General features: G+C 62.1%; 8 protein-coding genes. 4 read left to right on the top strand and 4 right to left on the bottom strand.

Features of this window, described 5'->3' with window-relative positions; translation table 11 throughout:
• The 3 genes from SFHG_RS09035 to SFHG_RS09025 form a co-directional block, all read right to left on the bottom strand.
• Positions 1-3,316: histidine kinase dimerization/phospho-acceptor domain-containing protein (locus SFHG_RS09035; RefSeq protein WP_042436529.1), on the bottom strand; the 3,316-nt coding region annotated here is incomplete at its 3' end.
• 6 nt (positions 3,317-3,322) lie between these two features.
• Positions 3,323-4,891: an extracellular solute-binding protein gene (locus SFHG_RS09030; RefSeq protein ID WP_202898165.1), complete on the bottom strand. Its 1,569-nt coding sequence runs from the start codon at positions 4,889-4,891 to the stop codon at positions 3,323-3,325.
• Between the two features lie 12 nt (positions 4,892-4,903).
• Positions 4,904-5,233, bottom strand: coding sequence for a hypothetical protein (locus SFHG_RS09025; protein WP_042436526.1), 330 nt, complete (start codon positions 5,231-5,233; stop codon positions 4,904-4,906).
• A 364-nt stretch (positions 5,234-5,597) separates the two neighbouring features.
• Between SFHG_RS09025 and SFHG_RS09020 the strand changes: the two genes are divergently transcribed.
• On the top strand, positions 5,598-7,307 hold the full coding sequence (locus SFHG_RS09020) for a phospho-sugar mutase (protein WP_042436523.1): 1,710 nt from the start codon (positions 5,598-5,600) through the stop codon (positions 7,305-7,307).
• A gap of 351 nt (positions 7,308-7,658) precedes the next feature.
• Positions 7,659-8,309: a Crp/Fnr family transcriptional regulator gene (locus SFHG_RS09015; protein ID WP_042436521.1), complete on the top strand. Its 651-nt coding sequence runs from the start codon at positions 7,659-7,661 to the stop codon at positions 8,307-8,309.
• A 62-nt stretch (positions 8,310-8,371) separates the two neighbouring features.
• On the opposite strand, the gene SFHG_RS09010 is transcribed toward SFHG_RS09015, so the two are convergent.
• Positions 8,372-8,824: a helix-turn-helix domain-containing protein gene (locus SFHG_RS09010; RefSeq protein WP_042436518.1), complete on the bottom strand. Its 453-nt coding sequence runs from the start codon at positions 8,822-8,824 to the stop codon at positions 8,372-8,374.
• A gap of 975 nt (positions 8,825-9,799) precedes the next feature.
• Here SFHG_RS09010 and SFHG_RS09005 point away from each other — a divergent pair.
• A complete protein-coding gene (locus tag SFHG_RS09005; protein WP_042436516.1) occupies positions 9,800-10,372 on the top strand; it encodes a twin-arginine translocation signal domain-containing protein in 573 nt (190 codons plus the stop codon).
• Positions 10,373-10,587: 215 nt separating this feature from the next.
• The gene (locus SFHG_RS09000; RefSeq protein WP_042436514.1) at positions 10,588-16,350 is read left to right on the top strand and encodes an MBG domain-containing protein; all 5,763 of its coding nucleotides are present in this window, start codon (positions 10,588-10,590) and stop codon (positions 16,348-16,350) included.
• Positions 16,351-16,395: the final 45 nt, after the last annotated feature.

The following is a 16,395-nucleotide window of genomic DNA, read 5'->3' as shown; positions in this document are numbered from 1 at the left end:
CCTCACAGCTCGCCGGAAGCGCCCCCGCGGCTCCGGCCCCCGCAGCCCCGCGACCCGGCGCCAGCGCTCCCGCGCCGCCGATGGCGGCCCTCTCCTCGATGGTCACCGTGATCGTGCCTCCATCATCGGAGTACTTCACGGCGTTGCCTACCAGGTTGATGAGCACTTGGCTCAGGCGCAGCGCGTCGCCCATGAACCAATCGTGCTGCGTTCGCATATCCACGATCAGCTTCTGGTTGCGCGCGGCAAGCCTTCCGGCGCTCACGGCGTTGAGCTCCTCGACCACGTGGCTCATGCTGAAGGGCGCATCGCCGAGCAGCATCTTGTTGTTCTCGATCTTCGTCATGTCCAGGATGCCGTTGAGCAGATCGAGCAGGTATAGCGACGACGCATGCACCTTGTTCAGGCAATCGACGCGGCGCTCGTCGCTCTGCTCGGGCTTCAAGGCTATCTCGGTCATGCCGATGATGCCGTTCATGGGCGTGCGGATCTCGTGCGACATGCGCGCAAGGAAGTCGGACTTCGCCTGCGCCGACAGGTCGAGCTCCTCTTGGTTGATGCGGTTTTGGATGATCGCGCCCACCTCGCGCAGGGTGTTCGCGGTCTCATCGTCGTCGAAGGCCTTGCCCGCGTCGTTCAGGAAGAACACGGACCCCGAGTATTTCCCCACGTTCATTATGGGGAACGCGATGCCGTTGGCGTAAGCGCGCGTCTCGGCGGACATGGCGAAGATGGGCATCTCGCTCACGGGATGCACAAGGCCCTGCTCGCCGAATCGCTGCAGCGTGTCGACGGCCTCCCGCGAAAGCGGGAACACGGCGCTCTCGTCGATGCCCGGGATGGGGCCGAAGAAATAGCGCACCGATGCCGTCTGATAGTCTTCTTGGAACGACGTGATGAACAGGTTGGTCACGTCGAGCTTCTCGTTCAGCCGCCGCATGAGCAGGTCCATGCCCGCCGCCAGCGAAAGGCGCCTATCGAGCAGGTTCAGCGTCAGGGCGGGCAAGGTCATGTCCTCGACATGGCTGAAAGAGGATATGGGGTCGAACGGCTTCGGCCCGTATGCGTCATCCATTGACGGCTCCCAGCAAGCGCAAATCGCACGATGGCCCATCGACGCTTGGAGCGCCGTTCGCGCTCGGCGAAGCAACTCGTGCGTGCTCCTAACGTCGCTTGACGAGGCGATGCCCGCGTGAAGCCCCAGTTCCAGCACTCCAGGGCGCACCAATTTCGCGAACCTTCGTTGCAGCTCGGCTACCTCGCTGACGGCGTCGTCGGCGTGTTTGCCGGGGACCCAGCAGACGAACTGCCCGGCGCCGGCGCGCACCAGGATGGCGTTGTGGTTGCCCTTGTCAAGATTGAATGCGCGCGTGACCTTGGTCAGCTCGTTGAGCAGCACGTCGCCGAAGGGGATGCCGTAGTCGCGCACGATGCTTGCGAAACCATCGATCTCGATGGCGGCAAGCTGTCCCGCAGCTGCGCCTGCGCGCGCTGCGGCGATGACGCCCATGCCAGGTTCGAAGCGATATGCCGTCGTTGCGGGATCGAGCTCTTGCTTGCGCGCGGCTTCGATCTCGCGACGCTTCCTGTCGTCGATGTCGTGGATGACGCATACCATGCAGTCCTGCCCGCTGGCGGCGTCGTCCACGCGCGATGAGCTCACCTCAAGCCAACGTCCTTGCGGCAAGTGCTCGGTCACGACCTCCACCTGGATGCTCGTCTCCTGCATCCGGTTCACGGCCTGCTCGATGGCGTCCACCGCCTCGGGGTTCGCGCTGTTGCGGCGGAACAGGTCCCAGAAGCACGCGGAATCGAACTCGCCGTCGTCGGGGAAGTTCGTGATCTCGATGGCTCCCGTTTCGGGATGATAGGTGAAGAATGCGTCGTTCGTGCCCTTAACGGCCAAGCGATAGCGCTCCTTCTCCTCGTTGAGCTTGCGCTGCTTCTCCAGGCCGTCCTCGGTGAGGTCGAGGATGACGTCATGGAGCTGGTCGACCTCGGCGACGGAGGTGCGGAACGCGCGCAGCTTCTCCATGCCTCCCTGGACGCTGCCGATCAGCTCCCTGAGCGGTCGGTTGATGGCGCGCGAGACCAGCACCACCAGCACCAGGCATCCGATGGTGGTAAGGCCGATGGTGACGCCCAGTCGGTGGTACAGCGAGTTGCCTGTGGCGAAGATGGAGTCCTTGGAGAACAGCCCGACGACCGCCCAGCCCGTGTCGTCATAGGGCACGATGCCCGAATACAGCTTCAGCGGTTCGGCGATAGCGTACACCTGTTGATCGCCCATGGTAACGCCTTCGACTTGCATAAGGCCCGCATTGCGCGTTTCCTCAAGCGCGAAGGATGGCCCTTCGGCGCTCACCGCGTTATAGAGCGCGCCGTTTCCCGTGATGATCTGGTACGAGCCGTTGCCGTCCGCCAGCGCAAGGGCGTAGCCGCCGGCTTCGCTGCCGCTCAGTTCGGATATGGGGAAGCACGTGTCCGCCAGATACGTGGTGGACACCTCGATTCCCAGCACGCCGTACACCTGCCCGTCGAGCATGAGCGGCACCGAGTAGGCGATCATTCGGTAGCTGTCGCTCGGATCGCCCTCCAGCACGAACGGCTGCGACCAATACGCCATGGCCTTCGCATCGGCGCCCGGGCTTTGCAGGGCGGCCTCGTAGGGCTTGTAGAAGAAGTCGTCGGCGCTGCGCATGCCGCTGCCGGCAAGGTGCAGCTTCGGCGCCCAGGTGTTGTCAAGGGCGATGGACGCGTTGCGGGCGATTTCCTTGTCCCCTCGCTCGAGCAGCAGGTCGGAATGGGAATCGGAGTTGCCGGTGGGGTCGGAGTCGCGCAGGAAGGCCCCGATATGATCCTGCTCGACGGAAAGGTCGCCATCGTTTCCCAGGATCAGGTACACGCCGCTGGTGGTGTTCGATCCGATAACGGAGAGCAGCCGCGGGAAGGCGTCGGCAACGAAGGCCTCCTTCTGGCTGTCATCGGCAAGGAAACCCGGCACATCGAGGCCCGACTGGGCAAGCTGGTCGGAAAGGGTGGAGTTGAGGGAGACGGTCTCACGGGAGATGCCCGCCCAGCTTTTGACCATGGCGCTTTCCAAGTTCACCTTGCGGTTGTCCACCGCGCGTGCGTCGATGGAGATGGCGTTGCCCTCAAGCGTGCCCTTCACGTCGCTGAATGTGAGCACCGAGATGGGCAAGGCGCCCTGGATCAAGACGATCGCGGCCAGCGAGACCGTGAGGACTCGAAGAAAGGATATCTTTCGTTTTCCCTTTGCCGCACCTGCTTCAGTGCGCTTGCGTTCGTTATGCACTTCTTGCTACTCCGTGTCCTCGGCTGCGGCTTGGAGCTGCTGGCAGAAGGTGGCGTACCATTGCTCGAACGCGGCATCGTCCACGTACGGCTCAAGCGCCTCGGCGCGCGACTGGCCGGCGGCCATGGCTGCCTGAACGGCCGCTTTGTCGGCGGTTGCCTTATCGTCGAGCGAATAGTCGAGCACCTTGCGCGCGGCATAGGCGTTGTCGAAGCTCTTAAGCGCGTACAGCTCCACGTCATCGAAGGAGTCCATGGCCATGGCGATGCAGTCGCGGGTCTTAGGGCTCACGGAGAGGTTCTCGTCTCGGATCGCGCTATCGAGTTCGTCGATGCTGTTCGCGTCGGTCCGCACGGGCAGGTATGACGACGTCGCCGCGAAGTGCAGGTTGTTCTGCTTCTCCGTGAACCACTTCAGGAACTCGCAGGAAGCGTATTCGTGCTGCTCGTCGGATTTCGCCACCGCCATGCTGGCTCCTTGCTGAGGGGCCACGGCGTTTCCGCCCTCGAAGGTAGGCGGCATGATGATGCAATAGTCGATCTTGTGCGTCCCGTTGTCGTCGACCACCTGGTCGGGGAAGTACGCCGCCGATGCGGTGGAGCCCGTGTAGCAGATGATGTCGCCTGTTTTCACATCGTCGGAGCGGAACTTGCCCACGGCGTTGAAATAGCCGCTGACGTAGGGGATGTAGTAGTTGTCCCACAGGCGGCGGACCTTTTCCTTGTCCGCGTTGACCTGGGCTTTGCCGTCGGCATCGGGTGCGAGCAGGTCGACGCCCATCTGCCTCATGCCGATGATGAAGTAGTTGGACAGGGCATCGCGGCCGTAGAACGCCTTGCCGTCGTCGGGGATGTCGGGCGTCAGCGCATCGGTGTATTCGTAATAACGCTTCGCGGTGGCGGCGATGCCCTCCTGCGTTGCCAGGTCGTCGATGGTGGCGCCGGTGGCTTGGGCGTACGGCTCCCAGTCCGTTTCATCGAGCATGGTCACCTCGGTGGACTTCGCCACTGGCAGCAGGTACAGGGAATCGTCGTTGTCGAAGCGGCCCTCATCAAGGTAGTCGGGCACATAGTTGGACAGCTCATCGGGCGTGAAATAGTTCGTCAGGTCGACGAGCTTGCCCTGCTGCTGCACGTTATAGGCTGTGTCGGCGTAGGAGGAGAACACGTTGGGCATCTCCTCGGCACCCACTTTGCCCGCCGACGAGTTCGAGATGGCTTTCTCCAGCTCGGGAACTGACCCCTGGGTCTTGCTTTTCACATAGATGCCCTTCTCCTTGCCCACGGTGGAGTTGAACTCGGACACCAGGCTGTCGAAGGACGCCTGCTGGGCCCCGTTATAGTAATCCCAGACGGTGATGGTGGTGGGGTTGCTCGGGTCCAGCTTGACGGCGGCTTTCCCGCTATCGCCGGCGCAGCCGGCGGACAGTGCGGCGGACAGCGCGGCGGCAAGGGCGAACGCGGCAAGCGCGGCTTTTCGGGAGCGGGTGCGGTGCGCGCGGCGGCTACGACGGCTGCCGGCAGCGCCGCCTTCCTGGCTAACGCCTGCTGCGCGGCGGTTGGTGCGCATGTGCATGCTGGGTTCCTCCTAGTGCTTGGCCGGCTCCGTATCGGCGTCGACCGAAGGTTTCGTATCGGTTGGGCGAGCTTCTGCGGCTTCGGCGGCCGGGCGGGTGGTTGCGCCATCGCTTGCGTTGTCGCCTAAGCCGTCGCCGCCATCATCGGCGAGGTCGGCGCCTGAGGCGTCGGCCCCGTCTGGTTTGTCAGCGGGGTGCCAAATCCCATCATACCCGTTAACGCCCGCGAGACCATCGATTCGCCCTGCTTTGCCGGCGGATTTTACGTTCGGCAGGGCATCCGGCTCGTTCCCCGGCTGTGCGGTGGGGTCTTCCTTGTCTGCGGTATCGTCGACGACCACGGTGGGCGGCGGCTCGACAGTTCGTCGGTGCGTTGCCGGTCGTCGAGCGGGCGCTCGGGCTCGGCGCTGTGGTTGCGGGCGAGCTCGATGATGCCCTTGATGGCGCGCCGAGGGTGCCGCGTGTTCACCGAGGATCGCGGCGCCGCCGCGTCATCCGGCGTGCAACTGCGCTGATGCTGTCGGGTTCGCGCGCTTCGGCGGCGTGTCGTTTACAATGGGCCGCATATGCAGGAAGCCTGGTTGGAGGGCGGTCGGATGCCCGCGCCGCATCGGACTGAGGTCGGCCGCGCGGGGCGCATGCCCGCGGCACGCCCGATCGCGTCCGCGCAACCGGGGAGAAACCGCTAGAAGCGAAGGAAACCTTATGAGCGATATCGATGTGCGCGCCGAGCTTGCGCATTGGATTGAGAACGTGCAGGACGCCGATCTGGCGGCCGAGCTGGCAGACATGCAGGCGAAGGCCGACGCCGGCGACGACGCCGCGATGACCGACGCCTTCTTCCAGAACCTGTCGTTCGGCACCGCGGGCCTGCGTGGCGTGCTTGGCGCCGGCACGAACCGCATGAACATCTACACGGTGGGCCGCGCCACGCAGGGCTTCGCCGATTACCTGAATGCGAACTTCGACAACCCCTCGGTCGCAATTGCCCGCGACAGCCGCAACAACGGCGAGCTGTTCGTGCGCACCACCGCCGCCATCATGGCCGCCAACGGCGTGACGGCATACGTGTACCCGCGCATCTCCCCGGTCCCCACGCTTTCGTGGGCCGTGCGCGACCTGGGCTGCTCGGGCGGCATCTGCATGACGGCCAGCCACAACCCTGCGCCGTACAACGGCTACAAGGCCTACGGCCCCGACGGTTGCCAGATCACCAGCCAGGCTGCCGCCGCCATCTCCGCGGCCATCGCCGGAACCGACGCGTTCACCGGCGTGAAGTCTATGGATTTCGATGAGGCCGTGGCATCGGGCAAGGTCAAGTGGATCGAAGACGCCGTGCTCGAGCGCTACTACGACGCGGTGCTGGCGCAGTCGGTGAACAACCTGTCCGACGAGCAGATCGCCGCCGCCCCGCTGAAGCTGGTGTACACGCCGCTTAACGGCACGGGCCTGGTCCCCGTTACCACGGTGCTCGCGCGCGCCGGTGTCTCCGACGTCACCGTGGTGCCCGAGCAGGAGCAGCCCGACGGCAACTTCCCCACGTGCCCCTATCCCAACCCCGAGATCCGCGAGGCCATGCAGAAGGGCATCGACCTGTGCGAGCAGGTGCATCCCGACCTGCTGCTGGCCACCGACCCCGATGCCGACCGCGTGGGCGTGGCCTGCAAGGACGGCGACGACTACACGCTGCTGACCGGCAACGAGATGGGCGTGCTGCTGCTCGACTACGTGTGCCGCATGCGCGCCGAGCGCGGCGAGGACCTGACGCGCAAGGTGGCCGTGACCACCATCGTGTCGTCGGCCATGGTCGATGCGCTGGCTGCGGAATACGGCTTCGAGCTGCGCCGTTGCCTGACGGGCTTCAAGTACATCGGCGACATCATCACCGAGCTGGCCGACGCGGGCGAGGCAGACCGCTTCATCTTCGGCTTCGAGGAGAGTTACGGCTACCTGTCCGGCGACCACGTGCGCGACAAGGACGCCGTGAACGCCAGCCTGCTCATCTGCCAGATGGCGCAAGAGTACAAGCTGGCGGGCAAGAACCTGGCCCAGGCCATGCGCGACCTGTACGCTAAGCACGGCTGGTGGCTCAACCGTACCGTGTCGCTGTCCTACCCCGGCGCCGATGGCGCGGCGAAGATGGCCGACCTCATGGCGGGTTTGCGCACGAACGCGCCGGCCGAGCTGGCTGGACGCAAGGTCGAGGCCGTGGTGGACTACCAGCAGGGCGTAAACGGCCTGCCCGCGGCAAACGTGGTGGAGTTCGACGTCGAAGGCGGCAACAAGGTGATTGTGCGCCCCAGCGGCACCGAGCCGAAGATCAAACTGTACGCGTTCGCGAAGGATGCCAGCCGCGAAGCTGCCGATGCGCTGCTCGATCAGCTGGAGGCCGCCGGCCGCAAACTGCTGGCCTAACGCAATCCCGCAAGCGAAACCCTGCCCACAACAAAGGCGGCGACACCAACCCCGGTGCCGCCGCCTTTTTCTATCCGCTTACATTTAAGTGGCCTGATAGCGTAGTCGTCGATGTCTTGGCTGGTGTGCGCGAAACGTCAGACGGTAAGCCGATCGCCTCAAGCGCTCCAAATGCATTCAGATGCAGAACGCCCGCAGGTGATTCCCTGCGGGCGTTCTGCTTTCGGGGCGGCCCCCAATTCCTGAAATTATGTGAGCCTTCGTTTACAAATTTCGCGGCTATGCGATAATTAGTTAGTAATAGTAAACAAATGGTAGCATTTGTTACCGCAGCAGGAGGCGGACGCGCGCATGGGAATCAGGTTGGAAGACATTCATCCGCTGAAAGCGTCGCCGGTGTTCTGCGGCATTTCCCAAAAGGATCGCTTCGAGCTGCTGAAAGAAATAGACGCCCGCATCGTGGAGCTTGGCGAAGGCCAGCTGCTGCGCCGCGCGGGCGACAAGCTGGACTTCTACCCGGTGGTCATCGAGGGTAGCGTGCTTTCTACCATGCCGCAAGGCGGGCAGGACCGCCCGGTGGCGCAGTTCGGGCCGGGCGAGTCGTTCGCCGAAGCGGTGCCGGTCACGCTGAAGCACACGCCCGTGAACATCTGCGCGCAAGAACCCACGCGCATCCTGTGCATTCCCGCCAAGCAGCTGGAGACGTGCACGAACCCGCATGCGTTTTTGGTGCGCGAGAACCTGTCGGCGGAGATGTCGAAGAAGATCGGCGTGCTGACGAAAACGCTGTCGGTGGTGGGCGAGCCGCGCCTGTCCGACCGCATCCTGGCGTACCTGCGCACGCTTCCCGTCGATGCCGACGGTCGCGTTGAAATCCCCATGAACCGTCAAGAATGGGCATCCTACCTGCGCGTTGCCGACAAGTCGCTCATCCGCGAGCTGCGCGCCATGCAAAACGACGGCCTGCTAGAAGTAGACGGCCGCCGCATCCGCGTGCTATAAGCGGCGGCACTCGAGTGCCCGCTCTACGTCCGAAAGGCGTCAAGCAGAATCGCTGGTCCCGGCTACGCCTCCATTGGCTGAGCGGCTTTCTTCGGCCTGCCGGGGCCAGGCGCTTCGGCTAGCCTGGCCTCAACCGAACGGCGCGCAACCATTCGCTTGCTCCCGTCCTTCCAGGATGCAAGCTTCCCGCTGGCGCACATCTGTGCAACGCGCGCGGTGCTGACGCTAAGCATTCGCGCCGCATCGGCGGCGGTCATCGCGTCGACGTTTCCTAGCGAAGCGTTGACCGCAATTGCTATGACCTTCCCGCCATGAACCGGTTCATGCCCAAGTTTGCCCCCGGGGACGACTTCGTTGGCGATAAGGTGGTCGGTGATCGTCTCGAACAGCCAATCTGCTGCCGACTCTGCGGCCTCTTCCAGCGCGACGCCGAATGTACCTCCGCTCATGTCGCAGGGAACGGCAAGCACATAGCCGTCTGAGCTATAGAATTCGAACTCGCGTATATAAATCATGCTACCTTCTTTCCGCCAATGGCCCTTCATCGCAGACCTGCTTCGCGAAGGATTTTCGCTGCAATCGCATCGGGTATTTCTCTGTGGCGTTTGACGAGAACGCTAACCGTTCCATTTGTGAAGTGCTCGTGGTTGGTGCCGCCGCACGACCAAAAACCAGCTTGCTCTAACTGCTTTACCAAGTCCCTTCGTTTTGTCATGCGCCACCTTTCGTTAAATATTAGCAAACGCTAAGGAATAATGGAAGAACTTGCCGAAGATCGTCTCTTACAACACGTATACTACCAAACAAACGTTCGATACACAAGAACAAATGTTTGGTATATAGATTAATGGAGTGCAATGCGAAGCGTAACGGGCCCTACTTTTTCGATGCGCCCATTCGAATTATTCTGCTGTCCAGATTTGAAATTTCCTGTTGCTGCAATTCGGGTTTTCCGTCGCTCAGGGTTCGGAAAATCCGAAACAGCTTGTTGCGTAAGGTGCCGTGGCGCTTATGGAAAGCGGGTACCCGGCTGTGGGACGCGTCGCGCCGGAGGCGGAATCCGCCGCTTTGCCGTCGTCCTGCATCGAATTTCGCGAATGGCAGCGTTTTGCCCCTTGACCTGGGGAAAGTGACATTTGTTACCTTTGGGCAAGATTTTGGCAAAAAAGGAACCGTTTTCGAACTTTTTTCTTGTGTTTTGGGTAACCCTCGGCATACAATTAGCCCTGTCGAATCAGCTATCCTTGTGTAACATGCCTGATGAAACACCCTGTTAACCAGGGAAAACGGCATCGTCTCGCGGGGCATTCCCATTCTTGCAACGTAATCAACCTGCATGCAACGCGAACGCGCGTCTGATTTGGCGTACCTAGATTCCACTTGGTCGAGCGCTTGCGCTCGCCGCGGGATGCTCCGGGACCGAGGATGCGGCATCGGCCTCGAAGTTGCGTTTCCAATATAAACGAGCCGCAAAGAGAGGGTGATTCGCAATGAACACCAAAATGATCTACACGCGTCGAGGTTTCGTCAAGATGGCCGCCGGTGCGGTGGCTGCAGCAGCGCTGGTCGCCACGGGCGCCAGCACGCTGGACATCGACAAGGCGTTTGCGGCTTCGCAGAATGCCGATGGTTCTTATACTGTCACTGCTAATCTCTACGTGAAGCACGAGGACCACCAAGCACCGCTCGTGTCCGGCAATGCTTATCTCACGAACCCGAACAATCCTCTGAAACTCGGTGGATTCCCGACCAGCCCTATGAGCGACAACGCTACGCTGAAAGCCCTCGACGGTGGGAAATATCAGGTCACCATTCCCGTTCGCAACGAGTGCTTCTCTCTTATCGAGTTCAGCGGAGGGGATGGCGTGACTGTAGCGGATTATGAAACGACATATTGTTCCTACCCCAACGAGAATCGCATTAGCTCGCTGACTCTCGTGATCAGTGAGAGAAAGGCCGAGTATAAGTTCACGGCGGTCAAGGAATATGCAGCTCATCCGCTGAAGAAAGGCTACCACGAATGGCCGATTTACATGACCGTCGAGTTCCCGGACGCACAGTAATCACGCTGCTGATTAGCAGCTGCTCTCGTTGATTTGAGGGGGGCGGCGTGATCTGCCGCCCCCCTCGTTTCGCGCATGAAAGGAGGGAATGCTTTATGCCGTGTATTCCATCGCATGTCGGTTTGATTGGGAAAGCTTGGAAAACGCTGCTTGCTTTTGTACTCGTTGTTTCATTGATTCCATCGTCGGCACTCGCGAATAGCGAGTTAGCTAATGTGGGGGATGCTGCAACCGCCGCGCCGCAGGTCCAGGCCCGCTCCTACACCTGGTACGGCGCCGACGCCGCGACCACCGTCGAGATGGGCCGGGTGACCGTCGAGGGCGCCGACCTGTCGGCGCTTCCCGACCCCGACTCCACCGGAGCCTGCGCCGAGGCCACCAGGCTGGAGGCCGGCGACCCGGCCTACGACAAGGTCGCGGCCGCCGTGGCCAAGAGGTGGTCGGGCGACCCGGCGCTGCTCCGGGTCTACTCGTTCAGGGTGCTCGACGGCTCCGGCTCGGAGGTCGCCGTCCCCGAGGGCGCGGAGGTGACCTTCGAGTACACCGAGATGCTCAACGGCGGCGTCGCCCCCAGGGCGTTCTCGCTGGCCGACGACGGGACGCTCCGCGAGCTCGAGACCACGCAGGGCGCCAACTACGTCGAGGGCATGATGTTCGACGTGGCCGCCCACGGCGCCGACCCGGCGTGCGTGGCGTTCGTCGACACCACCGGCCTGGAGGAGAAGAAGCAGCTGGAAGCTGGCGTGTACACGGTAGATGCCAATCTGTACGTGCCGGGATATCAAGCGCCAATCGGCAGCAATGCCTATATGACCACCAACGACTTTCCGCCTGTCAACAAGGGCAGGCAGAACGGTGAACTGTCAGTTGGCGAGAATGGCGAGTTGACTGTAACGGTGTATCCCGTGCATGAGATTTTCACGCTACAGGACATCCACGATGGCGACGATGCGCACATCGAATCAATTGAGCGCGGCGGTTTTGCGAGTAGCTATGGTTCTCATCCTGATCGCATTACGAAGCTTGTTGTCAAACTCGATAACGATAATGGAACGTATAAGTTCAAGGATTGCGTTCAGTATCCGACTATCCTTGAAGAGGATAAGAATTGGGATATCTTCCTGTCGGTTGATTTCGACTCTGCGGTGAAAGGTGGCTATGACCCTTCAAAGGGCGAAAGCGTGACGAAGACGTTCGAAGACGAGTCGACGGGCGTCAACGTGACGGTGTCCACAACTGAAAAGAAACTTTCCGATCAGTTTGGGAAGGTGTCCCTCGTTGCGAGCGAGCAGAAGGACGGCAACTCTTACGATGAAGCCGTTGAACTGCTGAAATCGCGCTATGTGCAGACCCCACCGCTAACTTTGTTCGATATGGCGTTAATCGACCAAGATGGCAATGCGGTCGACTTGAGCGGAAACACGAAGGTAACGGTGTCGTTGCCAAACCCGTTCGCCGACGTTGAATCGAAGAACGTCGTCGTATGGGGCGTCCAGGACGGCGAGCTGTCCTCGCAGAATATTGTTTCGCAGAACGGGCGATTGGTCTTCTCTGATGGTCTGGGATTGAGCTCTTCGTATGCTGTCGTCGACACAACGGCGGTTCAGTCGATTAGCATCGGCAAGATTAGCGACTCGACGGGGTCGACCGATGTCACAGGAACGCTGAGCGTTGTGAACAGCGGGGTTGGCGACGCGGAGTTTACCATGTCCGACCTAGTCACCTACTCGTTTGGGCAGCAGGTTCTGCCTAAGGGCACGGCTTTCACGATGTCCATGATGTACGACAATTACGCAGTTGCCGTTGACGCCCCCGCGAAGGTGACGGAGCTGAAGAACAAATACGTTTCCGAGGGAATGGACGAGGCCTCTGCTCAGGCGAAGGCCGAGGAGGAGATTCATGCGCAATATCGCCACACGCCTGGGTATTGGTACAACCCCGGTGAAGCCTCTATGTCGCTTTCGTTTCCTGCGGCTGATGGTTCGCAGGCGATTCTCGTTCGCGACGATGGGGTGTCTGTCACTGCTGAGATATTGGACTCCGCTTATGAAAACGGACGCCTGAAGGTCGATTTGATCGGCGATTATCCGCGAAATTACGGGCGAGATCTTCTTCGTGATATGGACAACGCATACCGAAATGGTCTCGACTCCGCAACGGAGGACGCCCCGATCGCGTATATTCTCATCATGAGCAATGATGGAAAAATTGCCGGGCAACCCTATCTTTCCACTGATTGGGGTGAATACGAGACCGCTCATCTTACTTACAACGGAGAAGAGCAGCTCGGTGTGAGGCTTGGCGCTCACAACAAAGTCGTTAGTGGGTCGCCGAGTGCGGTTGATGCGGGCGAATACAAAGTTGCTATTGCGCCGGAAAACGGTTACACGTGGTTTGATGGAACGAATGAGCCGATTGAGTTCACGTACGATATCGAGCGGGCTCCGATAACCTTCAGGCTTTCGCTTATGGGTGGAAACGGTAGCTCTATCATGGGTGTTCCCTACGACTTCGATGCGGCTTCGCTTTCCTATGCTTTAAAAGCGTTCACCTCCGATGGCGAAGAGGTGACGGATTACTCTGGCAATTGGCCCGTCGTTACCGAGTCGTCGAAAATAAAAGAGGCAATTCCCGGTACCGATTATCGGATTTATGCCGACTACTCAAACGTTTCTTCCGAATCCGGTAACTATAAGGTTTCGGAAGCGGGCAGCTCATCGTGGCGGATTGGGACTGTTCGTGTTGGCATTTCTCCTGATGATGAACCAAATTACGATTCGCTTCAATTCACCTACGATGGGAAGGGGCATGCCCCGCAGCTTTCTTCGAACGGCAAGTATTCCTTCCAGACGTATAACGTAAAGCAACAAAAGGACGTTGGTGAGTACGAATTCGTTGTTGGGTTCAACGGCGTGTGGTCTGATGGCAGCACACAGGCAAAGCATGTTTCGTGGTCGGTGTCTCCGGCGACTTTAACGGCGGTTTACGAGGGCGATGTCGTCAAGGAGTCTGCGTCCGAGGCGAAGGGCGCTGTTTCGGTAGTCGGCTTCGTCAACGGGGAGAGTGCTGAGCAAATCGAAGGATACCAAGCTCCCTCGGTGAAGATCCCCGAGAATCTGGCCCCTGGGAAAGAGTACGAGCTGACGCCTGAAGGCGGTTATGCTGGCAAGAATTACGTCTTCGAGTATGTTGCCGGAAAACTTGTGGTAGATGCTTCGTTTGCGCCGGCCGCCGTCTACACCCTGACCGCGAACCTGAGCATGCCGGGGGAGTACAACCCGGTGCTTTCGGGCGTGGACGTGTACGTGAACAACCCGAACAACCCGTTCACCGACAAGGCTGGCAAATCGCCGGTGCTTGACGGCGCGTCGGGCGAGGGCGTGGCCGCCGAGGCGCCCACGAAGCCGCTTGACGGCAACGCCAAGGTGACGGTTGCGGCGGACGGCAGCAAGACGCTAGTGCTCGACCTTCCCAACCCGGTGTTCACGCTGCAGGAGCTTGGCACGTGCGCCGACCTGCCCGAAGGGTCGGTCAGCGTGGAGACCAAGCAGCCTGCGGACAAGTCGGTGTGGGATTACGGCAAGTACGTCACGCGCATCTGCCGCGTGAGCGTGAAGCTGCCCGCCGACGCCAAGGGCACGGTGACCTACACCTTCACCGGGTCCAAGCTGTACGCGGTGCCGCTCAACGCCGACATCCAGCCCGAGGCCGGCAAGCCGGCGTTGAAGCTGGTGGTCGACCTTGATTCCGCTAAGGAAAGCGGGTCGGCCGCGGTCGATCGCTCCGCGCTTGAGGCGGGCATCGCTTTGGCCAAGGCTGCCTTGGCTGGCGTGGTGGTTTCCGCCGACGGCTCCGACGTGTCCACCGAGGGCACGTGGGTTTCCCAGGAGGCCGCCGATGCTTTCCGCGGCGCTATCGACGCGGCAAGCTCGATGTATGCGGAGAAGCTGGTTTCCCAGCAGATGATCGACGACGCGCTGGCGGCGCTGAACGAGGCTTCCGCTGCGTTCGCCAACCAGGCGAAACCCGGCCTGAAGGACGAGCGCGTGAAGGTTGAGAAGCCTGCTGCGGCGTCCGGCCTTGTCTACAACGGCCTTGCCCAGACGGGCGTGCAGGCTTCCGAGGGCTTCGTCCTTTCTGGCGCCGAGGGCAAAGACGCCGGCGACTACGTGGCCACGGCCACGTTGAAGGACGGGTTCACGTGGGCCGACGGCACCGTCGACCCGGTCGAGGTGACGTGGTCCATCGCGAAGGCCAAGCTGGTGGCAACGTACGCCGGCGAGACCGTTTCGCCCGGCGCCAAGCCTGGCCTGGGCGTTGAGGTCACGGGCTTCGTGGGCGGCGAGACGGCGCTTTCCGCAGCCGGTTACCAGGCGCCTTCCGTGAGCGCGCCGGCCTCGCTTGAGGCGGGCAAGTCCTACGAGCTGGTGCCTTCGGGCGGTGCGGCCGCCAACTACGAGTTCGTGTACGTGGGCGGCACGCTGAAGGTGGAGAAGGCCTCTTCGGGCACGCTGAAGGCGGGCACGTACGCCATCACCGCGAACCTGAGCATGCCGGGCGATTACAACCCGGTCATCCCCGGGGCCACGGTGTACGTGAACAACCCGAACAACCCGTTCGCCGACAAGGCCGGCCACGAACCGGTGCTTGACGGAAACAACCCCGTGGGCGTCGTGTCCACCACGCCCACCACGCCGCTTACCAAGAACGCGACGCTGGTGGTGGCTGCCGACGGCACGAAGACGCTGGAGCTTGACGTGCTGAACCCCGTGTTCACCACGCAGGAGCTGGGCACGTGTGCCGAGCTGCCGAAGGTTGACGTGACGCGCAAGGCTCCGGCCGACGCATCGGTGTGGAGCTACGGCAAGTACGATACGCGCATCAGTCATGTGTCGGTGCCGCTGACCGACGACATGGTAACGGGCGTGAAGTCCTATACGTTTGCGGGCAGCAAGTTGTATGCAGTGCCGCTGGACATGGACATTGCGCCTACCGGCACGGTGGCGCTGCAGCTAACGGTGAATTACTCCAGCTTGCCGGCTTCGGCGCTGCCCGATGGCGTTGACCCGGTGCCCGATCCGGACCCGGAGCCCACGCCCGATCCTGTGCCCACGCCGGACCCGACGCCGACGCCTTCGCCGAGCCCCAGCCCCACGCCGGGCGGTTCGACCACGGTGGGCACCACGACGAGCGGTCACTTCGCCGCTGGCACGTACACGGTTTCGGCCAACCTGTGGTTCGACAAGGCAACCACAGGCCTGCCGCTGAACCCGCACCTGACCAACGGCGGCTTCCCGCCGTCGACGCCGGTCAGCAACAACGCCACCATGACGGTGGACGCGTCGGGCCATGCGTGGGTGAGCGCCCCGGTGGTCATCCAGGACAAGGTGATGACCGTCAACAACGTGTGGGGATCGGGCGTCAGCTTCGATGGCTCCACGGTGACCATCGACCTGGGCACGCCGTCGGCGTCGCGCACCTCGTTTGCCGGCACGTGCACCTCTTCGGTGACCATCGGCTGGCTGGCGCGCACCATCGCCGCGGGCATCTTCAACGGCGTGTGGGATCACACCTGGTCCACGAACTGGGAGGTTGACCTGGGTTCGACGCTGCCGGCCTCCGGCGGCGGGCAGCTGCCCGCTGAGGCGCAGGCCATTCTGGACGGCGCCAACGGCGTTTCCGGCGAAGGTGACGCGGCGGCTGCTGCGTTGGCGGCGGCTGAGGACGGTGCTGCCAAGGGCGGTGACGCTGCCAAGAGCGGCAAGGCCGCCGACGGCAAGTCGTCCGGGTCCGCGAAGTCCGGCGTGGCCGGTGCGGTCGAGGACCTGGCAGACGCGGCCTCGTCCAACCCCGCGGCGGCCGTTGCCATTGGCTGCGCGGTTGCGGCTGCAGTTGCCGCCGCCGTGGCGGGCGGCGTGTACGCCTACCGCCGCAAGAAGCGCGCCGCCGCCGGCGAGGTAGGTGATGCCGCGAAGTAGCATGCGGATGCAAGCGGCGCGCGCCGGCGTGCGCCGTGCCGCCGG

The sequence above is a fragment of the Senegalimassilia anaerobia JC110 genome, assembly GCF_000236865.1.
In the GTDB taxonomy this organism is placed as follows: domain Bacteria; phylum Actinomycetota; class Coriobacteriia; order Coriobacteriales; family Eggerthellaceae; genus Senegalimassilia; species Senegalimassilia anaerobia.
The sequence above is the reverse complement of the archived record's forward strand: the minus strand, read 5'-3'. Positions and strand labels throughout refer to the sequence as shown.